General features: G+C 61.2%; 25 protein-coding genes. 12 read left to right on the forward strand and 13 right to left on the reverse strand.

The window, feature by feature from the left end; all coding sequences use genetic code 11:
* Positions 1-29 precede the first annotated feature (29 nt).
* Together sucD and oxlT are read left to right on the forward strand one after the other, a co-directional pair.
* Complete coding sequence (gene sucD, locus A3AC_RS0115135; RefSeq protein ID WP_025599825.1) at positions 30-911, forward strand: succinate--CoA ligase subunit alpha; 882 nt, start codon at positions 30-32, stop codon at positions 909-911.
* Between the two features lie 484 nt (positions 912-1,395).
* Positions 1,396-2,724, forward strand: coding sequence for an oxalate/formate MFS antiporter (oxlT, locus tag A3AC_RS0115140; RefSeq protein WP_025599826.1), 1,329 nt, complete (start codon positions 1,396-1,398; stop codon positions 2,722-2,724).
* A 554-nt stretch (positions 2,725-3,278) separates the two neighbouring features.
* Here oxlT and A3AC_RS0115145 read toward each other — a convergent pair.
* Positions 3,279-4,250 (reverse strand): LysR family transcriptional regulator, encoded by a 972-nt coding sequence (locus tag A3AC_RS0115145; protein ID WP_025599827.1) that lies wholly within the window; start codon positions 4,248-4,250, stop codon positions 3,279-3,281.
* A 100-nt stretch (positions 4,251-4,350) separates the two neighbouring features.
* Between A3AC_RS0115145 and A3AC_RS0115150 the strand changes: the two genes are divergently transcribed.
* The 6 genes from A3AC_RS0115150 (at position 4,351) to A3AC_RS0115175 (ending at position 10,708) form a co-directional block, all read left to right on the forward strand.
* Entirely contained in the window at positions 4,351-5,424 is a 1,074-nt protein-coding gene (locus tag A3AC_RS0115150; RefSeq protein WP_025599828.1) for an ABC transporter ATP-binding protein, read from the forward strand.
* 65 nt (positions 5,425-5,489) lie between these two features.
* Positions 5,490-6,200: an HAD-IA family hydrolase gene (locus A3AC_RS0115155; RefSeq protein ID WP_025599829.1), complete on the forward strand. Its 711-nt coding sequence runs from the start codon at positions 5,490-5,492 to the stop codon at positions 6,198-6,200.
* Between the two features lie 4 nt (positions 6,201-6,204).
* Positions 6,205-7,554, forward strand: coding sequence for an NAD(P)/FAD-dependent oxidoreductase (locus A3AC_RS0115160; protein ID WP_025599830.1), 1,350 nt, complete (start codon positions 6,205-6,207; stop codon positions 7,552-7,554).
* Positions 7,551-8,462, forward strand: a complete 912-nt coding sequence (locus tag A3AC_RS0115165) for an ABC transporter permease (RefSeq protein ID WP_035475214.1) — start codon at positions 7,551-7,553, stop codon at positions 8,460-8,462. The genes A3AC_RS0115160 and A3AC_RS0115165 overlap by 4 nt, the downstream gene beginning before the upstream one ends.
* Positions 8,459-9,253, forward strand: coding sequence for an ABC transporter permease (locus A3AC_RS0115170; RefSeq protein ID WP_025599833.1), 795 nt, complete (start codon positions 8,459-8,461; stop codon positions 9,251-9,253). Before A3AC_RS0115165 ends, A3AC_RS0115170 begins: the two co-directional genes overlap by 4 nt.
* A gap of 27 nt (positions 9,254-9,280) precedes the next feature.
* Positions 9,281-10,708: an aldehyde dehydrogenase family protein gene (locus A3AC_RS0115175; protein ID WP_025599835.1), complete on the forward strand. Its 1,428-nt coding sequence runs from the start codon at positions 9,281-9,283 to the stop codon at positions 10,706-10,708.
* A 267-nt stretch (positions 10,709-10,975) separates the two neighbouring features.
* Here the strand turns inward: A3AC_RS0115175 and A3AC_RS0115185 are convergent, their stop codons facing one another.
* The 6 genes from A3AC_RS0115185 to A3AC_RS0115210 all read right to left on the reverse strand — a co-directional run bounded on the left by A3AC_RS0115185 (position 10,976) and on the right by A3AC_RS0115210 (position 16,561).
* Entirely contained in the window at positions 10,976-12,010 is a 1,035-nt protein-coding gene (locus A3AC_RS0115185; protein ID WP_035475254.1) for an extracellular solute-binding protein, read from the reverse strand.
* Between the two features lie 289 nt (positions 12,011-12,299).
* Complete coding sequence (locus A3AC_RS0115190; protein WP_025599837.1) at positions 12,300-13,007, reverse strand: RNA polymerase sigma factor; 708 nt, start codon at positions 13,005-13,007, stop codon at positions 12,300-12,302.
* 13 nt (positions 13,008-13,020) lie between these two features.
* Positions 13,021-13,314 carry a cupredoxin domain-containing protein gene (locus A3AC_RS0115195; protein WP_035475216.1) on the reverse strand — a complete coding sequence of 98 codons (294 nt, stop codon included), beginning with the start codon at positions 13,312-13,314 and terminating at the stop codon, positions 13,021-13,023.
* A 40-nt stretch (positions 13,315-13,354) separates the two neighbouring features.
* Positions 13,355-13,888 (reverse strand): DUF4142 domain-containing protein, encoded by a 534-nt coding sequence (locus A3AC_RS0115200; RefSeq protein WP_025599840.1) that lies wholly within the window; start codon positions 13,886-13,888, stop codon positions 13,355-13,357.
* Between the two features lie 87 nt (positions 13,889-13,975).
* Positions 13,976-15,286: an MFS transporter gene (locus tag A3AC_RS0115205; RefSeq protein WP_025599842.1), complete on the reverse strand. Its 1,311-nt coding sequence runs from the start codon at positions 15,284-15,286 to the stop codon at positions 13,976-13,978.
* Between the two features lie 153 nt (positions 15,287-15,439).
* Positions 15,440-16,561, reverse strand: a complete 1,122-nt coding sequence (locus A3AC_RS0115210; protein WP_025599843.1) for a tartrate dehydrogenase — start codon at positions 16,559-16,561, stop codon at positions 15,440-15,442.
* Positions 16,562-16,670: 109 nt separating this feature from the next.
* Between A3AC_RS0115210 and A3AC_RS0115215 the strand changes: the two genes are divergently transcribed.
* Complete coding sequence (locus A3AC_RS0115215) at positions 16,671-17,585, forward strand: LysR substrate-binding domain-containing protein (protein WP_025599845.1); 915 nt, start codon at positions 16,671-16,673, stop codon at positions 17,583-17,585.
* Between the two features lie 51 nt (positions 17,586-17,636).
* Positions 17,637-18,020 carry a VOC family protein gene (locus A3AC_RS0115220; protein ID WP_025599846.1) on the forward strand — a complete coding sequence of 128 codons (384 nt, stop codon included), beginning with the start codon at positions 17,637-17,639 and terminating at the stop codon, positions 18,018-18,020.
* A 33-nt stretch (positions 18,021-18,053) separates the two neighbouring features.
* Here A3AC_RS0115220 and A3AC_RS0115225 read toward each other — a convergent pair whose 3' ends face one another.
* From A3AC_RS0115225 to A3AC_RS0115240, 4 genes are all read right to left on the reverse strand, one after another.
* Complete coding sequence (locus tag A3AC_RS0115225; protein WP_025599847.1) at positions 18,054-18,368, reverse strand: DUF4148 domain-containing protein; 315 nt, start codon at positions 18,366-18,368, stop codon at positions 18,054-18,056.
* A gap of 168 nt (positions 18,369-18,536) precedes the next feature.
* Positions 18,537-19,877 carry an ATP-binding protein gene (locus A3AC_RS0115230; RefSeq protein ID WP_025599848.1) on the reverse strand — a complete coding sequence of 447 codons (1,341 nt, stop codon included), beginning with the start codon at positions 19,875-19,877 and terminating at the stop codon, positions 18,537-18,539.
* On the reverse strand, positions 19,874-20,536 hold the full coding sequence (locus A3AC_RS0115235; RefSeq protein ID WP_025599849.1) for a response regulator: 663 nt from the start codon (positions 20,534-20,536) through the stop codon (positions 19,874-19,876). The genes A3AC_RS0115230 and A3AC_RS0115235 overlap by 4 nt, the downstream gene beginning before the upstream one ends.
* A 96-nt stretch (positions 20,537-20,632) precedes the next feature.
* Positions 20,633-20,944 (reverse strand): DUF4148 domain-containing protein, encoded by a 312-nt coding sequence (locus tag A3AC_RS0115240; protein ID WP_025599850.1) that lies wholly within the window; start codon positions 20,942-20,944, stop codon positions 20,633-20,635.
* A gap of 188 nt (positions 20,945-21,132) precedes the next feature.
* On the opposite strand from A3AC_RS0115240, the gene A3AC_RS0115245 reads away from it, so the two are divergent.
* Positions 21,133-21,921: a COG4705 family protein gene (locus tag A3AC_RS0115245; RefSeq protein ID WP_025599851.1), complete on the forward strand. Its 789-nt coding sequence runs from the start codon at positions 21,133-21,135 to the stop codon at positions 21,919-21,921.
* Positions 21,922-22,027: 106 nt separating this feature from the next.
* Here the strand turns inward: A3AC_RS0115245 and A3AC_RS0115250 are convergent, their stop codons facing one another.
* Positions 22,028-23,191, reverse strand: a complete 1,164-nt coding sequence (locus A3AC_RS0115250; RefSeq protein WP_025599852.1) for a porin — start codon at positions 23,189-23,191, stop codon at positions 22,028-22,030.
* 319 nt (positions 23,192-23,510) lie between these two features.
* On the opposite strand from A3AC_RS0115250, the gene A3AC_RS0115255 reads away from it, so the two are divergent.
* Complete coding sequence (locus tag A3AC_RS0115255; RefSeq protein ID WP_232231950.1) at positions 23,511-24,311, forward strand: MetQ/NlpA family ABC transporter substrate-binding protein; 801 nt, start codon at positions 23,511-23,513, stop codon at positions 24,309-24,311.
* 109 nt (positions 24,312-24,420) lie between these two features.
* Here A3AC_RS0115255 and A3AC_RS0115260 read toward each other — a convergent pair whose 3' ends face one another.
* Entirely contained in the window at positions 24,421-25,536 is a 1,116-nt protein-coding gene (locus A3AC_RS0115260) for a succinylglutamate desuccinylase/aspartoacylase family protein (protein WP_025599854.1), read from the reverse strand.
* Between the last annotated feature and the right edge of the window lie 45 nt (positions 25,537-25,581).

Here is a 25,581-nt window from a genome sequence, read left to right on the forward strand (position 1 = left end):
GGCGGCGCCAAACGAACAGAGGTCAATACATGTCGATTCTGATTAACAAAGACACCAAGGTCATCACGCAGGGCATCACCGGCAAGACCGGTCAGTTCCACACGCGTGCTTGCCGTGAATACGCAAACGGCCGCGAAGCGTACGTTGCAGGCGTGAACCCCAAGCGTGCCGGNGAAGATTTCGAAGGCATTCCCATCTACGCAAGCGTCGCGGAAGCCAAGGCTGAAACGGGCGCGACGGTGTCGGTGATTTACGTTCCGCCGGCAGGCGCTGCTGCTGCGATCTGGGAAGCGGTCGAAGCGGATCTGGATCTCGCGATCTGCATCACGGAAGGNATTCCTGTCCGCGACATGATCGAGATCAAGGACCGCATGCGTCGCGANAANCGCAAGACGCTGCTGCTCGGACCGAACTGCCCGGGCACNATCACGCCGGACGAACTGAAGATCGGCATCATGCCGGGTCACATCCACCGCAAGGGCCGCATTGGCGTCGTGTCNCGTTCGGGCACGCTGACGTATGAAGCAGTCGGCCAGTTGACGGCGATCGGCCTCGGCCAGTCGTCGGCAGTCGGTATCGGCGGCGATCCGATCAACGGTCTGAAGCACATCGACGTGATGAAGATGTTCAACGACGATCCGGANACGGACGCCGTCATCATGATNGGCGAGATCGGNGGTCCGGACGAAGCGAACGCTGCGCACTGGATCAAGGACAACATGAAGAAGCCGGTGGTTGGCTTTATCGCNGGCGTCACGGCGCCTCCGGGCAAGCGCATGGGCCACGCCGGCGCGCTGATCTCGGGCGGTGCGGATACGGCCGAAGCGAAGCTGGAAATCATGGACGCCTGCGGCATCAAGGTCACGAAGAACCCGTCGGAAATGGCGCGTCTTCTGAAGGCGATGTTGTAGCCCCTGGCGGCCTGGCAGGAGTTTGCCGATAACACTGTGCATTTCGAGTCCAGCATCTGCTGGGCGTGGTCACGCAACGCTGTCACTTCACGTTGGCCGCGCGCCCGCAAAGCATCGATAACCATCGTCGGTGATAGAGACTTGGAATGAACCAACGCGGCATGCGCCCAACACTGACCAGCGAGACCGCACTAGCGTGACTAACCGTGCAAATGCACCATGCATTACGGATTCCTAATGCAAATCATAAAATGTTTTCACTATTTCTTATCGACGTTCTCCCGCAGCATCCTCACAGATACGCTGCACCTCCGATGCCTTCGCTGGCCTCTTCGCATTCAGAGAATGCGGCTTTTCTTTAGTTAGCTTGCTCTGGCCGACCATCGACGCTTGATCGCATGCAAACACCGCAGCGAGAAAGCGATTAGATCACTCAACTCCAACGCGCCGCTCGAGCGCCACGGAATATGCAGGAGACGGAGACATGGGACATTCGAATGTAACGGTGAGCGGCCGCACACCGTTGTGGCATCACCGGTGGGTACAACTCGCGATCGGCATCGTGTGCATGGGACTCGTCGCGAACCTGCAATATGCGTGGACGCTGTTTGTCGTACCGATGGACAACGCTCACCATTGGGGACAGGCAGCGATCCAGACCGCGTTCACTATCTTCATCGTCACCGAGACCTGGCTTGTCCCTGTCGAAGGCTGGCTCGTCGACAAATTCGGACCGCGCCCAGTTGTGATCGGCGGTTCGGTGTGTGCAGCTCTCGGCTGGATCATCGACGCGCATGCGAACAGTCTCACCGAACTTTACGCGGCCGCAGTCATCGCCGGCATCGGCGCGGGTTGTGTGTATGGCACTTGCGTTGGGACGGCGCTCAAATGGTTCCCCGACAAACGCGGTCTTGCAGCCGGTTTGACAGCGGCGGGTTTTGGCGCAGGTGCCGCAATCACGGTCATTCCGATTGCCAACATGATCCAGCATTCCGGCTACGAGCACGCGTTCATGTTCTTCGGCACTTTCCAGGGCGTCTGCATCCTTCTGCTGGCCACCTTCCTGATGCGGCCGAAGCCGCCTGCTAGTGCAGTGGCGGCTAAACGTGTCGTTGCAAGCAAGGTCGACTACACGCCCGGCGAGATGATACGTTCGCCGCTCTTCTGGGTTATTTATATGATGTTCGTCTTCGTTGCGGCGGGCGGCATCATCGCGACCGCGCAGCTTGGGCCGATTGCAAAGGAATACGGCTTCGCGAAGTTGCCGGTGAGTTTGATGGGCGTTACGCTGCCGCTGCTCACCATGACGCTGTCGATCGACAATCTGTGCAATGGCTTCACGCGTCCTTTGTGCGGCTTTCTGTCAGACCGCATTGGTCGCGAGAACACGATGTTCGTTATCTTTCTCGGTGAGGGCGTCGCGCTGCTCGGACTGATGCAGTTCGGCCACGACCCGTACGCATTCATGTTTTTTGCGGCCGCCGTGTTCCTCTGCTGGGGCGAGATCTTCTCGATCTTTCCGGCGACCTGCGCCGACACCTTCGGAAGCAAGTACGCTGCGGCAAATGCTGGCACTCTGTACACCGCCAAAGGCACCGCCTCAATGCTAGTGCCGTTCGCATCGGTGCTGTCGGCAAACGGTGGATGGAGTGCAGTTTTTATCTCGGCAGCTGTGGTGTCGATTGCTGCCGCGGTATGTGCGAAGTTCATCCTTGCACCTATGAGAAAGCGCTGGATCGAAAGCTCGGGTGCGCCAGCCGGCCTGATCGTCGCCGAGGCGCGGCTGCAGCCGAGCGACGCCTCGTCGGAATGAGTAGAAATCTTGAGCGCGTAGTTGGGCCTAACTCATACGGCGGGCCATCGAGGACAGACGTTATCGGAGAACTGTTTTTGGGTGGCGGCCGTAACGGGGATTCGAGCCAGTAGACGCCGCGGTGAGTTCGTCGAGCGAGGCGCCTACGTCGCCAGGTGATCGCTTTTTTACGTCGACATCGGCGGCGCGCCCCTTCGCCTTATCCATATCCGCGCCTCGCTCGGCACGTCGGCGTCGCCGGCGCTACAGCGAAGAATTCAAGGCTCGGGGTGTTGCCGCTTGCGAGGTAACCGGCGTGTCAGTTGCTGGCGTCGCTCGGACTCCACCGACTCCGGCATGTTGCTGTTTGCACTGGCCGCGATGCCCGTGGAGCCGGCTGGCGCACTGCGCCGGTTCCGGCGTCGCATGCACGCTTGCGCGAGCGTGATCTCGCGCGAGGAGGATGTGTCCGACGTTCTGCCACGCCTGCCCCAGAGCTGGAACATCGTGGACGAAGCGCGCTGCAAAAGATTGCATGACCACAAGGACACCGTTACCTGCAATCCCCGTTTCAATCAGGGCTTCGATTCGCCGCACGCCTTGAACGCACGGCGCAATCCCAACTGCGGATACGCGCTCTCCAATGTGCGCAAGTCGGCGCGCATCTCTTCGACGATCCAGTCGCGCACGTTCGCCACAATGGGCCGCAAAGGCCGGTTGGCCGGCGACACCAGGCAGCATCGCCGGTTGGTCACGATGATTTGCTCTTCAGCGGGCACCAGCGCGCGCTGCGAGAGCCAGTGCGAGACCACATTCAGCCAGCCGAGCGCGATGCCCTGGCCGAGCAGCGCGGCCTGCACGACGATCGCGTAGTCGTTGAAGCTGAGCATGTTCGCGACGCGCCGGCCGTGCTCCTCGAACGCGCCGAAACGGTGGTGCCAGCCACGCTCTTCGTCGTCCATCACGATGACGGTATCGCCATGCTCGCGGCCCGCCTCGGTTTGCGCCGTTTCCTGATAGCGCGGGTTGCATACAGGCAGCAGCGTTTCGGGTATGACGAGCACGCTGTTCTCGTCGATTTCGTCCGCGTGCAGAAAGCGCATGCCGAGATCGACGTCGACCAGCGGTCCGCCAATGCGCCCGGAAATAAGCTGAAACCTCAGATCAATCGACGGAAACGCCTGGTTCAACCGGCTCATGCGCGGCATGAGCCAATGCGTGGTGAAGCCCGTGGACACCGATAGCGTGACCGATTCGACACCGGTGGCGCGCGCTTCGATTTCGCGTATCGCGCTTTCTATGCCGTTGAATCCTTCGGAGATCTTGCGATACAGAATGCGCCCGTTCTCGGTCAGCTCGATGCCGCCGCGCACGCGCTCGAAAAGCCGCACTCCGATGTGATCTTCCATGCGCGCGAGCATGCGGCTCACGGCGGGCTGGCTCACATAGAGTTCCTGCGCGGCACGTGTGAAGTTGCCGCAACGCGCGGCGGCTTCGAAGACGAACAGCGCATTCGCGCTCGGCAATTTTTTGCGTAGATTCGGCATGACTTCATGTTATGCCTGATCCAACAATTTGGGAATTGCCGCCAAAAAGTTTGGCACCTATATTTTCCCTACCGAAGGCCCTTAAGCGAGAAAAAACGCAATGGACGCACGAGCGAAAACAGGAGTCTCCATCCGGTCGGCAGGCAAGCGGTATGGTCCGGTGGTCGCGCTGGACGACGTTTCGCTTGACATCGAGCCCGGCGAATTCGTCTCGCTGCTCGGGCCCTCCGGTTCGGGCAAGACGACGCTGCTCGGCATTCTCGGCGGCTTTGTTCAACCCAGTTCGGGTTCGGTGTGGGTGGGCGAACGTGACATTACATTTGCGCCGCCGCACAAGCGCAATATCGGCATCGTGTTCCAGAACTACGCGCTGTTTCCGCACATGACGGTCGGCGAGAACGTCGCGTTCCCGTTGCGCGCGCGCCGCCAGCCGAAAGCCGGTTGGGCGAAGAAAGTGGCCGACGCGCTTGCAATGGTGGAACTGAGCGGCTTCGAGTCGCGCAACATCAACCAGCTTTCGGGCGGTCAACGTCAGCGTGTCGCGCTTGCAAGGGCGATGGTCTTCGAGCCGCAACTCATTCTGATGGACGAGCCGCTCTCCGCGCTCGACAAGCAACTGCGCGAAACCATGCAGATCGAACTGCGGCGACTGCACCGCAAGCTCGGCGCGACGATTGTCTACGTGACGCACGATCAGCGCGAGGCGCTCACCATGAGCGACCGCGTGGCCGTGCTGAAGAACGGCAAGCTGGTGCAGATCGATACGCCCGAGCGTCTGTACGACCGGCCTTGCGACGCGTTCGTCGCGAGCTTCATCGGCGAGGCGACGCTGCTCGACGTGAGCCGCGCCGGCAACGACGCCGTGCGCCTCGGCGACGCGCTGCTGCTCACCGCGCACCCGTTGCCACACGGCGAGCGTTTGCTGCTTGCGGTGCAGACCGAAAAGCTCGTGATCGACGGCGGCGCGGCGGCGGCCGCAAACCGGCTGTCGTGCCGCGTGACGGAAGTGCTGTACCAGGGCGAGAGCCTGCGCGTGTTCGCGGCGCTGCCCGACGGCACTTCCATCAGCCTGCGCCAGCCCGGCAATCACGACGCGCGCCGCCGCATTCCATCACCAGGCGAGCCCATGACCGTGATGCTGGATCCGCAGGACACCATCGTCGTACCCGCCTGACTTTTCTCGCTGCCCGCCTGGGGCTTACCTCTTTTGAACTCGCGCAACCCGCAAAGGATGATGCAATGAAGCTCACCGATTTCAAGGTCCTGACGTTCGATGTCGTCGGCACGCTGATCAACTTCGAACAGGGCGTGCTCGCGTCCGTGCGGCGCCTTGGCGGCGCGGCGGCAAAAGACCTCACGGACGATCAGATCTTCGAACCGTATATGCGCGGACGCGCGAAGTACCCGGGCCGCTCGAGCCACGAGATGGCGAACGTCTATCTGTCGCTCGCAAAGGAGCTCGGTCTGCCCGACGACGCGCAGTCTGCCGCCGCGTTTCAGCGTGACGTGCTGGAATGGCCCGCGTTCGAAGATTCGGTGCAAGCGCTAAAGCGACTGCGCAAACACTACCGCCTCGTCGCGATGACGAATGCGGACCGCGTCGCGTTGTCCGCTTACGCGCACACGCTCGGCGATCCGTTCGACGATACGGTGTGCTGCGACGAAACCGGTGTCGCGAAGCCGGACCCGCAATTCTTCGCCTATAACCGTGGACGTCAGGCTGCGTTCGGCTTCAAGTTCAACGAGATTCTGCACACGGCGCAAAGTCAGTATCACGACATCGGCATCGCGACGAAGCTCGGTTATGCGACCTGCTGGATCGAGCGTCGTCAGGGCATGAAGGGCTTTGGCGCGACGCCGGTCCCCGAAGCCGTGACGACGCCGAGCTTCAAATTTGCGACGCTCGGCGCCCTTGCCGACGCTGTCGAAGCCGAAGCGCGCGCCGCGTAAAGCCATGCTCGCGCCCGCTATTCCCAACGTCTTGCAGCGCCCCCAGCCCGATTCGTTATGGCGGGCGATGGCCGCTCGCTCCCCGGAAAAGCAGGCGCCCCTCAGCATGGGCGCGCCGCTCGCGCGCGATCTTCTGGTCGATGTGGCCGTGATCGGCGCCGGTTATTCGGGCCTCGCGGCTGCATATGCGCTGCAAAAACGCGGCGTCGACTGTGCGGTGTTCGATGCTAATCCGGTCGGCTGGGGCGCGAGTGGGCGCAATGGCGGCGTGGTGTCGTCGAAGTTCCGTTTGTCGTTTCCGCAGATCGACAAGCTGCACGGACTCGATACCGCGAGGCGCATGCACCGGCTCGCGCACGAAGGCGTGCGCGTGGTGGAATCGTTCGTCGACGAGTTCGGGCTCGAGCGCGCGCATTTCGAGCATACGGGCAGCCTGCGTTGCGCGCATACCGAGCGCGCGTTCGCAGCGATTCGCGCCGAAGCCGATTGGGTGCGTACGCAACTGGGCGATACGTCGATGAGCGTACAGTCGCGCGAGGAAGTGACGCGCGAGACGGGCTCGGCGGGATTCGTCGGCGGCGTATTGAGTGCCGACGCCGGCACGATTCTGCCGCTCGAATATGTCTGCGGTATCGCACGAGGTCTCACCGCGCGCGGTGTGCCGATCTACGAAGCCACGCCGATAGTGGACATACAGCGTTCCGCGCGTGGCTCCGGCGGCGCCGTGCTGCAAACCCCTGGCGGAACCGTGCATGCAAAGCAGGTGATTGTCGCGACCAACGCGTATTCTGATCTGACGTCCGCGACCGCTGCCTATCAACGCGAGCTCGTGCCGTTTCGCAGCGCGATGATCGCGACCGCGCGTCTGCCGGTGGAACTCGATGCGCGCCTGATGGTGCAACGCCGCAGCTATACTGAAACGCGCCGCATGATGAAGTGGTTTCGCAAGGTGGATGGCCGCATGCTGTTCGGCGGACGCGACGCGTTCGGCAAGGAAGGGCAGGCGACTGGCTTCGACGCATTGCGGCGCGCCATGGTCTCGCTGTTTCCCGAACTCGCGGATGTGCGGATCGAGTACCAGTGGTCGGGTTATGTCGGCATGACCTTCAACGCGTTGCCGCACGTTGGCCGAAGCGACGACGTCACGACTTTTTGCCTGGGCTACAACGGAGCCGGCGTGGCGATGGCGTGCCTGCTCGGCCAGCATGCCGCGGCGCTTGCGCTCGGCGAAACGCCGGAACTCGCGTTGCTTGGCCAGCAAGGCTTGCGGCCCGTGCCGTTTCATTCGCTGCGCGCGCCCGGTGTTCGCATGGTCGCCGCGTGGTATCAGTTTCTCGACGCCGTGGGTGCATGATGACGACAGCCAAACGGATTTTTCAGGAACCCGCCTTGATGCAGACCGCCGCGCTGGACCCGTCGGTGCGCCATCAGCAACGCGAGGACCGCGCGATGCTGCTGTTGCTCGCGCCCGCGCTGTTGGTCGTCGTGGCGCTGCTGGTGCTGCCGCTCGCGTGGCTGTCGTGGCAGTCCGTCTGGCATGACGGCGGCTTCACGCTCGTCAACTATCGGCGCATTTTCACCGGCACCTATCTCGACACGTTCCTGCTCACTTTCAGGCTCAGCGCGATTGTGACGGGCATGACGCTACTGCTCGGTTATCCCGTTGCATACTTCGCGGCTTCCGTTTCGCCGCGATGGAGCGCGCTGATACTCGGCATGGTGATCCTGCCGTTCTGGACCAGCGTGCTGGTGCGCACTTACGCATGGCTCGTGCTGTTGCAGCGCACCGGTCTCATCAACAAGGCGCTGCTCGAAATGGGGCTCGTGGATCGACCGGTGCAGCTTGCCTACAACCAGTTCGGCACGATCCTCGCGATGGTGCATATCCTGCTGCCGTTCATGGTGCTGCCGCTTTATTCTGCAATGCAGAAGATTCCGGCGAATCTCTCGCAGGCCGGCGCGAGTCTCGGCGGGTCGCCGTGGCACGTTTTCTGGCGCGTGTTCCTGCCGCTGTCGATGAGCGGCGTGGTCGCCGGCGTCACGCTGGTCTTCGTGCTGTGCCTCGGCTTTTACATCACGCCTGAGCTGATGGGCGGCGGCAAGTCGATCATGGTGTCGATGGTGGTGAGCCGCAACGTCGAGATCTATAACAGCTGGGGAGCGGCGAGCGCGGTGAGTGTCGTGTTGCTCGTTTGCGTGTTCGCGATCTTCTATGCCGCGAGCCGCGTGATTCCACTCGAAAAGACTTTGGGTGCGAAATGAACAGGATTCCGTTCGGCAGGGTCGTGCTCGGCGCGTTGGTCGTGCTGATCCTCATCTTCCTGATGCTGCCGGTGCTGATCGTCGTGCCGCTGTCGTTTTCGGACACGCGCTTCATGACGTTCCCGCCGCCCGCGTATTCGTTGCGCTGGTACCACGCGTTCTTCGACAACCCCGCATGGATCGACGCGGCGCGCGTCACGCTCACCGCGTCCGTTTGCGCGGCGCTGCTCGCTACGCCGCTCGGCGTTGCCGCGGCCTATGCGATCCAGCACGGCACGCATTGGTCGATGCGCTATCTGCGCACGCTGCTGATGTTGCCGCTGATGGTGCCGATCATCATCGTCGCGGTGGGCGTGTTCTTCGTTTTCACGCAGGCCGGTTATGTGAATACGCTAGGAGGACTGATCGTTGCCGATACGATGCTCGGGCTGCCGTATGTGCTGATTTCCGTCGGCGCGGACTTGCGCACGTTCGACCGCATACAGGAGATGGTCGCGCGCAGCCTCGGCATGAATCGTCTGCGCAGCTTTCTCACGGTGACGCTCCCGCAGATCAAGGCGAGCGTGATTTCTGGAGCGGTATTCGTGTTCATTCAGGCGCTAGATGAAACCGTGGTCTCGCTGTTCATTTCCGGCGGCACGAATCAGACGCTCACGCGCCGCATGTTCGTTACGCTGCGCGACGAGATCGATCCGACCATCGCCGCGATCAGCACGATGCTGACCGCGCTGACCTTGTGCCTCGTGATGATCGTTGTCGTGAGCAGGCGTTCGGCCAGCGCGCGGGCGTAATTTTCATTTCACCAGATCGGGAAGCGGATGTCGAATGCACTGAAGTTTTATATCGACGGTGCGTGGGTTGCGCCGTCGGGCAATGCGCGGCTCGCCGTAGTCGATCCGTGCACGGAAGAAACATTCGCTGAGATTGCGCTGGGCAATGCGGACGACGTGGAGCGCGCGGTCGCCGCCGCAAAGCGCGCGTTTGCATCGTTTTCGACGACGCAGCCCACGGAGCGCGTCGCACTGATTCGCCGCATACTCGATGCCTACATGGCGCGCTACGACGAGATGGCGGAGGTCATCTCGCGTGAGATCGGCGCGCCGAAAAAACTTTCGCATGCGTGGCAGGCCGCGCTCGGCAAGCGTCATCTGGAAGAACTGCTGCGCACCTGCGACACCTTCGCGTGGCAGCGCAAGAAGGGCACGACGCTCGTTAATCACGAGCCTGTGGGCGTGGTCGCGCTCATCACGCCATGGAACTGGCCGATCAATCAGATTGTCTGCAAGGTTGCGCCTGCAATTGCCGCCGGCTGCACGATGGTGCTCAAGCCGAGCGAGGTATCCCCGCTTAACGCCGTGCTGTTCGCCGAGATTCTGGACGCTGCAGGTGTGCCGCCGGGCGTGTTCAATCTCGTGAACGGCGACGGCCCGACTGTGGGCGCCGCGCTATGCAGTCACCCGGACGTCGACATGGTGTCGTTCACCGGATCGACGCGCGCGGGTGTGGAAATCGCGAAGCTTGCCGCGCCGACCGTCAAGCGTGTGCATCAGGAGTTAGGCGGCAAGTCCGCAAACATTCTTCTCGACGATGTGGACCTGGAAGCCGCTGTGACATTGGGCGTGAACTCGTGCTTTGGCAACAGCGGCCAGTCGTGCAACGCGCCGACGCGCATGTTGGTCCCCGCAGCGCGGCACGACGAAGCCGTGCGGATTGCACAGCGCGCGGCGGCCGCGCACTATGTCGGTCCCGCGCATGACGACGAAACCACGATGGGCCCTGTAGTCAGCGACGTGCAATATGCACGCGTGCAACGGCTGATCGAAAAGGGCATGGAAGAGGGCGCGCTGCTGGCAGCGGGCGGACCTGGACGTCCGGACGGCCTGACGCGCGGCTACTACGTGCGGCCCACGGTATTCGCGAACGTCGACCCGTCGATGACGATTGCGCGCGAAGAGATTTTTGGCCCTGTGCTTGCGATCATTCCGTATCGCGACGAGGAAGACGCTATTGCGATTGCCAACGACACACCGTTTGGACTCGCCGCTTATGTGCAGTCCGCGGACCAGGACCGCGCCCGGCGTGTGGCATTGCGTTTGCGCGCGGGCAGCGTGTATTTGAACTATCCGGCGTGGGACGCGGGCTCGCCGTTCGGCGGCTATAAGCAATCGGGCAATGGACGGGAATATGGCGAGTGGGGTCTCGAGGCGTTTCTTGAGGTGAAGGGGATTGTGGGGTATGGGGAGTAGGCCGCGAAGGATCAGCCCCGCAGCAGATCTGCAACACGCTCGGCGATCATGATGGTCGGTACGTTGTGCGCCGAGTGCTTGCCACTCGTCGTAGTCGGCGGGCGCGCCGCGGTTCGCCATCAACGCCCGCCGGGAATCAGATAATCGATCATGTTCGACAGATGAAGACGGCGCGGCAAGCGCCGCAAACCGGAATGCCAAAAAAATAAAACGCCCGCGATGAACCGTGTCCGCGCGGGCGCACCGCTGGCGAGCAAAACCCACCCGTTACTGCATGAACTTCAGCCAGCGCGCTTTGGCTTGAATGCCTGCATCGGATGCCCACCAATCTTCGGACATCAACGCCTGCTTCGCGGCATTCTCCGGCGAACTCGGCAGTTCGCTCGCACGCTTCGGCGTGATCTTGCCGGTCTTGAACGCAGCCGGATTGCCGGGACCGTAGTCGATATAAAGCGGCAGGTTCGCTTGCAGCTCAGGCGAGATCGCTGCGTTCAGAAAGCGCACCGCGTCGCTCAGATTCGGCGCATTCTTCAGCAGGCACAACTGCGTGTTCTGCAAAATGCCGTCGTTGAAAGTGAAATCGACATCGGGATTGTCCTTGCGCACTGCGCTCGCGCGGCCATTCCAGATCATCGTCATGTCGACTTCGCCGTCATGCAGCAATTGTGCGGACTGGCCGCCCGAGGTCCACCACACGGTAATGTCAGGCTTGATCTGCTGTAGCTTCCTGAAGGCTCGGTCGACGTCGAGCGGATAGAGCTTGTCGCGCGGCACGCCGTCGGCGAGCAGCGCCGCTTCCAGCACCGTTTGCGGATCGTTGCGCAGCGCACGCGTGCCTGGGAAAGCCTTCACGTTCCAGAAGTCGGCCCAGTTTTGCGGCGTCTTTTTGAGTGTCTTTTTGTTGTAGCCGATCACCGTCGAGTAGAACTCGTAAGCGACCGAATAGGGCGTGCGGTACTTTTCCGGCATCGCGGCGGCGTTGGGTATCTTCGAAAAGTCGAGCTTCTCGAGCAGACCTTCGCGGCCGCCTCGCAGGCAATTCGAGGTGGGCGTGTCCACCACATCCCAGATCGGCTTGCCGGTCGCGGCCTGCGCCTTGATCTGCGGCCACGCGTCGGGAATGCTGTCCTGATTGATGGTGAGGCCCAGTTCCTTCGCCGCCGGGTCGAGGATGGCTTTGGTCTGGGCCTCCTGATACGTGCCCCCTTGCGACACGAAAGTGATTTTTCCCGCGGCGAGAGCGGGCGCCATGCTCGCGACGCTCAACACCAGAGTCATGGCAAACGGACGCAACCTTGGCATGTTGATCACGACTTCTCCTCGATACGGTTGAAGCGAAAAGACATCATTCAGGTCGGCGCTTTTGCGGCTACGGCTTGAGACCGGAAGGGCAAATAGCGCGGGCTTGAATGGAAATATAATGAGCCAATTTGACCGGAGCAACGCCGCAATTGTTGGAGTGGTCATGACATGGTGTTATATCAGACCGCTTACGTAGCGGCGTGGGCGATGTGGGTGGTCATTGCCTCATTGTCTTGTCGCTTGCACTGCGGTCGTGGTCGTGTCGCTGAATCGCGCCGCCTCGCCCGCCTTAACTGCTCGCGCCGCGTTTGTCGATTCGCGACATCACATTGGCGACGATCCGGTCGCAGCGCGCCCCAGCAAAGCCGAAGAGTTCGCTCCCGGCGAGGTCGATTTCCTGCGCGAGCGCTTCGCGCAACAGGCTCTTTGCGCGGAAATGCCTGCTGCGCACGGTGGCTTCGGCAATCTCGAGGCATTGCGCGGTTTCCTCCACGCTTAATTCTTCCACCGAGCGCAGTATGAATACCGTGCGGAACGATTCGGGCAGTTCGTCGAGCTTGCGCTCGATCAGCGCGCGCATTTCCGCGCGCGCCGCTGCGCTGTCGGGTGGCTCGTAGTCGGACGGATGCATGGCTTCAATATCGATGTCGGCGGTATTCGAACTGACTATCGGAACGACGTTCTCGCGGCGCGCATGGCGGCGCAGTCGGCCATAGCATTCGTTCAGCACGAGCCGCGAGAGCCATGTCGACAAAGCCGCGTCGCCGCGAAACTGGCTGAGCGAACGGTAGGCGCAGAGATATGCATCCTGCAGCGCGTCCTCGGCTTCGGCGTCGTCGCGCAGCGTCGCGCGTGCGAGCCGGTACAGGCGCCTGTTGTGGCGGCGCATCAGCAACTCAAACGCCGCGCAATCCCCTTCGACGACGCGCCGTACGAGCGCACGGTCGTCGTCCGAGGCGGACGTGGGCGTAGGCGGTAGGTTCGCTGCTTCGGTCATCGTGTGCGTGCTCTCATTGGACTGTCAGCGTGCCGTGCATCGTCGGATGAAACGTGCAGCCGTACAGATAACTGCCGGGTTTTGCCGGCGCGTAAAACCATGATGCGTTGGCGGCAATGCTGCGCGAATCGAATGCATGCGTGCCGGCGGTCACGGTATGAGGAAAGAGGTCCTTGTTGATCCATTGAACGCGCTCTCCTCGCTTCACCGTCAGTGTCGCCGGATTGAACTGCATGTTCTCTATCGTGACGATGTAAGTTTTCGGCGCCGCGTTGGCCGATAACATGGCGAACGTCAGGGCCAGCATCGCACAGACCAGCGCGGCGCGCCCGGGCGCACGCGGCCTCCTAACCACTGCTTTTCTCCAGCGAAGCCTGCACATGCTTCGCATGTTCGAGATGCGCGACGAAGGCCGGCCGGACCTTCACGAGCAGCGCTTTGAGCTCCTCGTTTTTCGCACCCGGAATCAGGGTTTTATCGAGCGCGTCGAGCACGCTTTCATGGTAGGTCACTTCGTGATCGATATAAGCGCGATCGAATGCGGCACCCTTGAGTTTTTTCAGCGCTGCGAGATTTGCATCGCCGCCTTGCTTGAGGGTTTGGCTGGTGCCGTTCTCCTCGGGCGTCACGTTGAGTTTGTGCACGAGGTCACTGGCCGATTTGTTGACGGCGCTGTGGTCGGTGACCATCTGTTTGGCGAAGGCTTTGACGTCGCTCGATTTCGAACGGGACTCGGCGAGCTTGCCGGCGTCGATATCGACCTGATTCGCGGTGACGACGATAGCCGCGATCTGCGGATCGGTCGGACCTGCGCTTTGTGCCCAGCTAGCGAGACTGACGAGCGCCAGTGCGCCGAGCCACTGAGGATGGATCAGTTTCATGAGGATTCTCCGTTTGCCCAACAATGCGTTGCATACCGCGTTGGATGTCACGACGGAGAATCCTGTTCCCACTTGAAACGAGCACCTTCAGTGGCCGTGCCGCTCGCCGGCCGCGACGGGCATCTGTTTCGATTGACGGCTCAGCATCAGCGTGACGACGGCGGACACGGCCAGCGTCGCGCCGACCACATACAGACCCGCCGAATAGCCGCCGGTCGCGTTCTTGAGCCAGCCGATTGCGAATGGACCGACAAAGCCGCCGAGATTGCCGATCGAATTGATCATCGCAATTCCCGCCGCCGCGCCGGCGCCCGACAGGAACATGCTTGGCATTGCCCACAACGGCGCCTTGGCTGCGCTGATGCCGACGTTTACGACCACGAGGGCCAGCACGATCATCAGTGCGGTCGCCGCGTTGCCCGCGAACACGAAGCCGAGACAGGCCAGCACGCACGGAATCACGACGTGCCACGTGCGCTCTTCTGTGCGGTCCGAGTGCTTTGCCCACAGGATCATGACCACCACTGCGACGATGCTCGGTATGCCCGCGAGCATGCCCGTCTGGAACGAGTCGAAGCCGTACTGCCTGATGATCAGCGGCGCCCACAAGCCGAGTGTGTACAGGCCTGCGGACGTGCCGAAGTAAATCAGCGCCAACGCCAGCACACGCGGATCGCGCAGTGCGCGCAATGCGCCAGCAGTGTGGCCCGCATGCGATTGCCGCGCTTCGGCTTCTGTTTTGAGCTTCGCGATCAGCCATTCGCGCTCCTCCGGCGCGAGCCATTGCGCTTTCGACGGCATGTCGGTCAAGTACTTCAGCACAAAAAAGCCGAGGATTACCGCCGGCAGCGCCTCGAGGATATAGAGCATTTGCCAGTCCGCGAGACCCGCGATCGACGGCAGCTTCATGATCGCGCCGGAAATGGGTGAGCCGATGGCGGTGGAAATGGGCGCGGCGGCCATGAACCACGCGGCTGCGACGGCGCGCTGGCGGCTCGGAAACCACAAGCTCAGATACAGAATGATGCCGGGAAAAAAGCCCGCTTCAGCAACGCCCAGCAGAAAACGCAGCGCGTAGAAGCTGTTCGGGCCGACGACGAATGCGGACGCCAGCGAGACGATCCCCCACGACACCATCACGCGGGCAATCCAGCGGCGCGCGCCGACCCTGTGAAGAATGAGATTCGACGGAACCTCGAACAGAAAGTAGCCGATAAAGAACAGGCCGCCGCCAAGTCCAAATGCGGTTGGCGAAAGACCAATGTCTTTGTTCATCGTTAGCGCGGCGAAGCCCACGTTGACGCGGTCCAGAAAACTCACGAAATACAGCAGCATCACGAACGGGATGATCCGCAGCATCAGCTTGCGGGACACCCGGCTTTCGAGGTCGGTCATCATTGTCTCCTCCTTTGGAGGCTCGAGCGTTTTGCTCTTGTGAAATGCAGCGGAGTGCGAAGCGCGCGGCGGCCGTCGAATGCGGCCGTTCCTTGTGTGGGGCGACAGGCGTGCGTCGCGAGGCGCGAACTTTCGCGCGGTGGAGCCTTGCGCGGCTTATGCGGCGTCCCCTAAGCGCACCTCTTTCGATGCGTTCGCAGAGGGCGCTGCGGCTCTTTCGATAAATGCGCAGACCGCCGCGGTCACCTGTGCGGTGGTCGCCGTGCCGCCCAGGTCGCCCGTATGCAGGGATTTGTCCGCAGTCACGGCTTCCACTGCCTGCATCACGCGCTTCGCCGCATCCAGTTCGCCCAGATGTTCGAGCAGCATCACGACCGACCAGAACGTGCCCACCGGATTTGCGAGGCCTTTGCCCATGATGTCGAATGCGGAGCCGTGGATCGGTTCGAACATCGAAGGAAAACGCCGTTCAGGCTCGATGTTGCCGGTCGGCGCAATGCCGAGGCTGCCTGCAAGCGCAGCGGCCAGGTCGCTGAGAATGTCGGCGTGCAGGTTGGTGGCGACGATGGTGTCGAGGCTCGCGGGACGGTTGATCATGCGCGCTGTCGACGCGTCCACCAGTTCCTTGTCCCATGTGACGTCGGGGAATTCCCTCGAGACCTGTAGCGCGATTTCGTCCCACATCACCATGGCGTGACGTTGTGCATTGCTCTTCGTGATCACGGTCAGCAGCTTGCGCGGACGCGACTGCGCGAGGCGGAACGCGAAGCGCATGATGCGCTCTACGCCGGCGCGGGTCATGATCGACACATCCGTTGCCGCTTCAATTGGATGGCCCTGATGAACGCGGCCGCCCACGCCGGAGTACTCGCCCTCCGAGTTCTCGCGCACGATCACCCAGTTCAGGTCCTCGGGCTTGCAGCGCTTCAACGGTGCGTCGATGCCGGGCAGAATGCGGGTCGGGCGGACGTTCGCGTACTGGTCGAAACCCTGGCAGATCTTCAAACGAAGACCCCACAGCGTGACGTGATCGGCAATGTGTGGGTCGCCTGCTGAACCGAACAGGATCGCGTCCTTGTCACGGATCGCGTCCAGTCCGTCCGCCGGCATCATCACGCCGTGCTTGCGGTAATAGTCGCCGCCCCAGTCGAAATTTTCGAATTCGAATGCGAACGACTTCGTGGTGCCGGCGAGCGTGTCGAGAACCTGGGCGCCGGCCGGCACGACTTCCTTGCCGATGCCGTCGCCGGGAATGGTTGCGATGCGATAAGTTTTCATGCTGCGTCTCCGGGAATGTTGTGTGATTGCGGTGACTGTACGCACATCGGCGGGCAAAAACCGGTGCTAGACTCAAAGCATCTTTAACTTCTATTCATAAGTGCGTGCCATGCGCGATACCGTTCAGCCAGCGGATCTGGGGTTTTTCTCGACGCTCGCGGCATCCGGCAGCCTCAGTGCGGCGGCGCGAGAACTCGGGTTGACGGCGGCCGCCATCAGCAAGCGGCTCACGCAGATGGAGAGCCGCGCGGGTGTCGCGCTCGTGAATCGCACCACGCGCCGCATGATGCTCACGCCCGAAGGCGAGTTGTATTTACAGCATGCGCGCAGGATTCTCGACGAGATCGACGAACTCGCCGAGTTGCTGGGTTCGGCGAAGAAGAGCCCGAAGGGACTGTTGCGTGTGAACGCCACGCTCGGCTTCGGGCGCAGCCATGTCGGGCCCGCCATTTCGCGCTTTGTCGCGAAGTATCCGCAGGTGTCGGTGCAGCTTCAGTTGTCGGTCACGCCGCCGCCGCTGACGGACGATACGTTCGACGTCTGCATCCGCTTTGGCGAGCCGCCTGATACGCGCGTGATCGCGCGGCGCCTTGCGCGCAACCGGCGTTTGTTGTGCGCGGCGCCTTCATACATCGCCTTGCACGGTATGCCGATGACGCCCCACGACCTCGCGCGGCACAACTGCATCGGAATTCGTCAAGGTGACGAAGCATATGGTGTGTGGCGCCTGACTTCGGGCAAGGGTGCTTTGACGAAGACCGAAGCGGTGCGCATCAAGGGCACGCTTACCACGAACGACGGTGAGATCGCGGTGAAGTGGGCGCTCGAAGGGCACGGCATTCTTTTGCGCGCGGAGTGGGACATCAAACAGTACCTGGCCGATGGCTCGCTCGTGGTCGTGCTGCCCGGTTATGACACGCCGAACGCCGACATCTTCGCCGTGTACTCGCAGCGGCATCAGATGTCGAACCGCATTCGCGCGTTCGTCGATTTCGTCGCGCGGGATTTGGGGGAAGCGGGGTGACCTGACGTCGCCTATATTGATTGGGGAAGCACTACGGCACGGAGGCGCATCGTGAATGTGCAATTGAACCATACCATTGTCTGGTGCCGCGACAAGCGGGCGTCGACGCTGTTTATTCAGGACATTCTGGAACTGCCGGCTCCAATTCCGTTTGGGGAAATGCTGGTTGTGCAGATGGCCAACGACGTGTCGCTGGATTTCTTCGATAGCCATGAACCGATTTCCTCGCAGCACTACGCGTTTCTGATCAGCGACGAAGAATTCGAGCGGGCGTTCGCGCGAATTCGCGAGCGAGGTATTCAATATTGGGCCGACCCCGGCAAACAGCGTATGGGTGAGACCTACTTGCACAACGGTGGCCGCGGACTTTACTTCGACGATCCCAACGGTCATTTGCTCGAATTGATGACGCGGCCTTATAAAGTCGGCGGCTAGATTTTCCCGTAGCGTGTGTGAGCGCGAGATTTGTCACTGCATTGGCATTGCTTGCATTGCGGGCTCCTGGTTCATCTGCGCGCTCTGTTGTGCCGCTTGCATTGCGGCGAGTTTTCTTTCGGCTTCCTGAATGTCGGCCGGATACTCGCTGTCGTCGCCGCGCGACGGTGTGTATCCGGCGGCTTCGAGTTCTTCGAGTTCATGCATGACTTCGGCGCGTGTCAGGGGATGACTGGCCTCGGGCGATGCTTGCGCACGTGCCCATGTCGAACTGAGCACGAGCGCAACAGTGGAAACAAGGGTGAAGAACGCGCGGCACGACGCGCGCTTTGCATGACTTTCTTTCATGGCACTGCTCCTGGATGGGGATGTTCGAGCGGATCGTTCGAATGCGGTTTGCGTTCGATATGACGTGCTCTGCATCGGTAAACCAGCGGCGGCGTTTTCTTATTCCCGCGACGTGTGTCCAGCGCCGCGCGAGTTTGTTTCAACAGCACATTCAGGTTCCAACAAAATTTAGCCGACTTTCAAAAACCCGCTTACCGATGCAGTCAGGCCGCGCCCATCGGCGTTATTACGCAACGACAATACCAACTGCTGCCGCTGCGCAATGCGCGCGGCGATGGCAAGTCCGAGTCCGCTGCCCGTGCCCTTGGTGTGCTGGCCTCGATAAAAGCGATCCAGTACACGGTTGAGATCTTCTTCGGGAATGCCGGGGCCGGTGTCGGTGACTTCGAAGCCGTAGCGATCGCCGCTGCGGATTAACACGACATCCACCGTGCCGCCTTCAGGTGTGTAGCGGATCGCGTTATCGATGAGGTTGTTCAGCAACACGCTCACGCCGTGTGAGTCGGCGAGCACATTACACGCGTCGTCGTCTGTGACGGACGATCGGGATTCGAGGCCGAGGTCGATTTGCTTGTCGTCGGCAAGCAGCGAAAGATCGCCGACGGCCTGCTCCCCGATTTTTCGCAAGCTGACCACGGTGCCCGCGCTTGCTGATTCGGCGTCTTCGTGAGCGAGCGTCAACAGTTGCTGCACGAGGCGAATGAGCCGGTTAAGGCGCCTGTCGATGCGTTCAAGCGTTTGTCCGTCGCCCTTCAGCGTGCCGTTCTTTTCCGCTGCCTGCAATTGCAGCTTCAATGCCGCGAGCGGCGAACGAAGCTCATGGGCTGCATCGGCGATAAACGTACGCTGCGCCGTTGACGCTACGTTAAGACGGTGTAGTAAATCGTTAAGCGCGTCCACCAGCGGGTGGATTTCAACGGGCACCTTGTCGTCCAGATGAATCGGTTCGAGCGAGTCGAGCGAACGTGTGCCGAGAAGACGCGACAGCGCGCCGATAGGTGCAAGACCTCTTCCTACCACAAACAGAACCAGCGCCACTGTCACCGGCATCAGCACGGCGAGCGGCCACAACGTGTGCAGCGCAAGGCGCAACGCCAACGCGTCGCGTACTGAAACCGGCTGCGCGACCTGCACGAAGCGGTCGGGTTGTTGCAGCCCCAACACGCGCCAATGCATCTCGCTGCGCTCAATTGTGCGGATACCTTCGGGCATGCGTGCAAGGACAGGCGCCTGCCGCGAGTGATAGACGAGTGCGCCCGACTGGTCCCAGATCTCGATCAGGATGAGGTCGTCGGAAATGCTCTCGAATTGCGGACCTTTTTTTGGATCGACGGCTTCCGCGGTCTCGATGTTCTTCGGCAACGACAACGCAACCGTGCGCAGTTCGTAGTCGAATAGCTCGCTCGCTTCCTCGCGCGCGGTGTGAAAGATGCCAAACGCGGCCACCGCCGAAGCTGCTGCGAGGCCGCAAATCAGCCAGCCGAGCAGCCAGCGGCGAATCGAAGTCACTCACACCTCTTCAGGCGATAGCCGACGCCACGTACCGTCACGATCTGCTCCGCGCCGATCTTGCGTCGCAAACTATGCACATGCACTTCTATTGTGTTGCTGCCGACTTCCTCGCCCCAGCCATATAGCTTGTCTTCCAGTTCTGCCTTGGTGAAGACACGTGACGGCGCTTCAATGAGTGCATGCAGTAGGGCAAATTCGCGCTGCACGAGTGGCACGAGCGCGCCTTCTTTCGTCACTTCATGAGCAGCGGGATCCAGCGTGAGTTCGCCGTGCGTATAGACGGGGTGCTTCTGTCCCGTGCGACGTCGCGACAACGCACGCACTCGCGCGGCCAGTTCGTTGAGATCGAATGGCTTGACCAGATAGTCGTCCGCGCCGGCGTCGAGTCCGCGAATGCGCTCGTTCACCGCATCGCGCGCGGTAAGGATGATGACGGGCGCCGCGCCGCCCTGGCTGCGATAGGCATTGAGCACGTCGATGCCATCTTTGCGAGGCAGGCCGAGGTCGAGCAGCACCAGGTCGTACACGCCGTTGCCGAGCGAAAGCTCGGCGGCCCGGCCGTCCTGTGCCCAGTCGATAGCATAGCCTTCGCGACGCATCGAATCGAGCACCGGCTCCGCAATCATTTCATCGTCTTCTACGAGAAGCAGACGCATGGCATCCCCCGCGTTGTCGTTATTCTGCATTGTCGCGCAGTTGAGGTTAACGCTTCCTTAAGTGCTCGCGAGGCATGCAATGCATGTACGGACGCATCAATGATGCGCAAACAGATCTGTCTTTGCGCCTGACGCTGACGACACGCCATGAAGAGGTACCATTCGCGATTCCGACGATCCGCTGTTTTGCGTGCCATAGCCGCCTGTGTCGGCGGATTGATCGTGGCGCGCGGCTTGCTGCGAATCGGGGTAATCCAGTTTCGGGTTCATGCGATGGTCGCGAGCCGCTTGCGCGCTTTGCACCCTCACGTCCGCGCGGGTGAGGGGGCTGCTCGCCGTCTGCGCAAAGCCCACAGCGGGCAGGACAGCTGCGATGGCGAGGATGCTGGTGAGCAATAGACGTTTCATGTTGATTTCTCCGTTCCGGTTTCGACTACGACGTCGCGAAAGTTACGACGTACCGCTTCACAGTAAGCATCCAGGCTTAACGGACGCTTAGCCGGTTCCCGCTTGGTCAACGTCATGCCCTTAAGCAACCGTTAAGCTCTCGCGTATAGATTGACGTGCCAATGAAATGACGACGAAGGAGCAAAGTGATGGACGACAGCCTGAAGAACTTCACTGAAGACGCTGTCAGCAAAGTGCCGCAAGTGACGTTGGGTTTCTGGATCATCAAGGTCGCGGCGACCACGCTGGGAGAAACCGGTGGGGACTGGGTATCCATGTCGCTGAATCTCGGATACCTGATCGGTTCCGCCATCTTTCTCGTGTTCTTCATCGCGCTTGTTTCCGCGCAGATCAAGGCGCGCGATTTTCTTCCGTTTCTCTATTGGGCAACCATCATCGCAACGACGACGCTTGGCACCACCATGGCCGACTTCGCGGATAGGTCGCTCGGCATCGGCTATCCAGGCGGCGTCGCTGTAGTCGTTGCATTGCTCGCGGCGAGTCTTGCGGTCTGGTATCGCTCGGAAGGCACGGTCTCCGTGCAAAGCGTCGTCACCGCAAAAGCGGAATGGTTTTACTGGATCACGATCCTGTTCTCGCAAACGCTCGGCACGGCGCTCGGCGATTGGGTCGCGGGCCAAGATCGCGGCGGGCTCGGCGTCGGCTACGAATATGGCGCGATGATCTTCGGCGGGGGCTTGCTCGTCGTGGCGATTCTGTATTTCTGGTCGCGCGTGTCGCACACGGCGCTCTTCTGGGCCGCGTTCATCCTGACGCGTCCGCTTGGTGCGACGCTCGGCGATCTGCTCGACAAGCCGGTTACCGAGGGAGGACTGCACATGAGCCGCCTATACGCTTCGGGCATCCTGCTTGTATTTATCGTCGCGTGTATCACGTTGCTGCCGCAGCGCTCAGCAAAACGCGAGCCGGCCCTGTGACGATGCGCCCGACGCGACGCAAACAAAAAAATGCCCCTGAAAAACAGGGGCATTTTCACATTTCAGACCGTCTACGACAAAACCCTCGCGGGTTCTGGATCCGCGTTTAGAACTTGTGGCGAATGCCGACGCGGAATGCCAACTGATTGTCCGCGCCCGTGCCCGAAGTGTTGAAGTAGCTCGTGCTCGAACCGATCTGCGCCTGCAGGTCCTGCGTGCCGTTGCGGCCCGCCGCGATCTGATAGATGCCGAGCGCGTACACGTCGGTACGCTTGCTCAGCGCATAGTCGACGCTCAGGTCGACCTGGTTCCAGTGGCCGCGGTTCGCGTTGCTCAAGTGCATGTACGTGTAGCCCGCACCAGCCGTGAGTGCCGGCGTGAACGCGTACTTAGCGCCCGCTTCATACGCGGCGAACGTGGTCGCGCCGCCCGTGATCGGTGCAAGGCGCGTGTTCGTGTACAACGCCCACAGCGTCGCAGCGGCGATCGTGTAACGGCCGCCCACGCCGAACGTGCGCAGATCGCGGATATTGCCCGTCGTCACATTCGCGATGGTCGTCGAGAATGCGGGAGTGGCCTGGCTCGGATAGCGGATGTCGGTGTATGCCGCGCCCACGCCGAACGGACCGTTCGCGTAGTTCAAACCAAAGCTGTAAGCACGCGACGAACCCGCGACCGGCGCGGCGGTCGTGCCCGTTGCCGGCGCGCCAGCAAATGCGCCGGCCTGGTTCGAGAAGCCATACATTGCGCCGAAGGTCAGGCCCGCGAAATTCGCGCTGCTGAACTTGACCGCATTGTTGATACGGCTCGACGTCAACTGGTCGATGTCGTTGATGTGATACGCGTAGTTGCCTGCAACCGTCTGACCGCCGGTCGAGTAGCTTCCGCCGAGGTAATCGGTCGAGAACGAGTACTGGCGGCCGAACGTCAGCGAGCCGACATTGTTCTGCGACAGACCCACATACGCCTGGCGGCCGAACATCGCGCCACCCTGGCCGAGCGTGCCGTTACCGCTGTTAAAGCCGTTTTCCAACACGAACAGCGCCTTCAGGCCGCCACCCAGATCTTCCGTGCCGCGCAGGCCCCAACGGCTGCCTTGAGCGACGCCATCGTCGTACTTGAAGAGGTTGTCGTGACCGGTGGTGGTCTTCGAGTTGTTTACGTAGCTGATACCGGCATCGATCACGCCATACAGCGAGACGCTGCTTTGTGCGTGTGCTGCGCTTGCGAAGACTGCGAGGGTAGCGGCGGTCAGTAGTTTCTTGTTCAAAACATTCTCCGATTAAAAATTGGGCGATCGCGGCGCCGTGCTCTTTGGTAAGGTCGCGCGATGGCCCGAAATTTAAGGGAACGCTGAGTAAGGTATGTGACACGTGCATTCATTTTGAAATGTGTCGCGCATACGCCACAGTGAGTGATTTCGGACGAAGTATTGCGCGGCATTCCGGGCTGGATCGCGTGCATAAGCTTTTTCGGGTTCGTCCATATATGCGTGTGAAAAACGATTGGTTCAGACCTCCGCCGCCGCGTGCGACGATGCGCGCCTATCAATACAACCGTTTATGGGGAAACGCATGCAACGCCGGATCATTATCAGAAGTCTGCTTACCTTGGCGAGCGCCGCCGCTCTTTCCTTGACGACAACGTTTGCGCATGCGGACGGCAAAGAACTCAAGGTCGGCACGATGAGCGGCCCGGATGCGCAAATCTGGTCGGTCGTGACAAAGGTGGCCGCGCGCGAAGGGCTAAACCTCAAAGTGATCGAGTTCAACGACTATGTGCAGCCGAACGCCGCATTGGACGCCGGCGATCTCGACGCCAACGGCTTTCAGCATCAGCCGTTTCTCGATAGCCAGATCAAGCAGCGCGGCTACAAGATCGTCAATGTGGGGCTGACGTATGTGTCGCCCATGGGCTTCTATTCGAAGAAGCTCAAATCGCTGAAGGATCTGCCGGAGGGCGCGAAGGTCGGCATACAGAACGATCTGTCCAACGGCAACCGCGCGTTGCTGCTGTTGCAGAAGTACGGCGTGATCAAGCTGAAGCCGGGCGTCGGCACGAATGGCGTCAATGCGACGCCGCTCGACGTCGCCGTGAATCCGAAGAAGATCAAACTGGTGGAACTGGACGCCGCGCAACTGCCGCGCGCGCTGGGCGATCTCGATGCCGCGTCGATCAATACCGACTATGCCGTGAAGGCCGGCTTGCAACCGACCAAAGACGCAATTGCAATCGAAGACCTGAAAGGGCCTTACGCCAATCTGATCGCCGTGCGCGACCAGGACCGCAACCAGCCATGGGTGAAAAAACTGGTCGCGGCATATGAGTCCGATGAAGTGCGCAAGTACATCGACACGCAATTCAAAGGCGCAATCATTCCTGCGTTCTGACGCCTGCTTCTGACGCCAGGTTTTGACGCCTGGTTTCGATGCTTCGCGCTAGCGCAAAGCAAATGCGGAAGGCGCCTTTACGGCGCCTTCTTTATTTGCAATCGGCTAATCAATTGCTCAACAGCGAGCCGCTTCTAAAGGCGGTCGCGCCGGCAATGCGTGCGAACTCGATTCCCGCGGTGGCAAAGCGCGTGAGGTGCCGCGCATACAGCACGCCGGCGACGCCGCTCTTCAACGTGACGACGCGGTCGGTCAGCGGATCGACGATGTCGGCGATTTCATGGCCTGCGTCGACCCATGTTCCCACTTCGCAGCGATACACCAGCACACCGCTGATGGGCGCCACGATCGGCTCGGCGCCGGCAAGCGGCGTGGCCGCGAATTCGAGCGGCGGCAACGGTGCCGCGGTGCCCTCGATCACGCCGCGCGAGGTCAGATATTCGATGATCGCCTGAGCGTCGCGCTCGGCGTACTCGTAAGACACCTCGCGCTGGCCGCGCAATTCGATAGTGACTGAAATGGAGCCGTTCGGAATCGGGAAACGCTCGCCGAAACGGCCGCGCAAATCGGACCAGCAGAAGCTGTGAATTTCGTCGAACGGATTGCCGACCGAGTTCAGCGCGAGCAGCGACGCCTTTGCTTCGAGGTAACACGCAAGCGGCTCGACTTCAGGCCACAGGTCCGGATTCGTGTACAGGTGCATGGCGGCTTCCCAGTCGCAATGCAGATCGAGCACCACGTCCGCGTCGTAGGAGAGTTTTTGCAGCGCGAGACGTTGTGATTCGAGCTCGGTGGCGGGCTGTTGTGCGTCGAGAGCCTCGCGCATCGCAGTGCGGATCGCCTTACGATTTGCGTCGATGTTATCGGTGAGGCGCTCTTCGATAACCGGCAACACCAGCGCGGACAGATCGTGGAAATTGCGGTTGAAGTTCTGCGCGGTATTGGTTTCAAAGCGTCCCGTCAGATGGCCGAGGAAGTGCTGGTTCAGACCGATCGGATTGGCCACCGGCACGATCACGACTTCGCCGCGCAGCTTGCCGGCCGTCTCGAGCGAGGCAAGCTTGCGGCGCAGTGCCCACGAAACGAGCATGCCCGGCAGTTCGTCGGCATGCAGGGACGACTGGATATAGATCTTCTGTCCGCCAGCCGGACCGTAATGAAAACTGGTCAGGCTGCGGGCAGTGCCGAGCGTCGGGGCAATCAGCGGATGGGATTGGGTTTGCATGGTTGTCGATTTCGCGGGGAAAGGCGGCGCGCCGCTATGTCGTTG

Origin of the sequence: Burkholderia sp. WSM2230 (assembly GCF_000472445.1) — a bacterium.
Classification (GTDB): Bacteria; Pseudomonadota; Gammaproteobacteria; order Burkholderiales; family Burkholderiaceae; genus Paraburkholderia.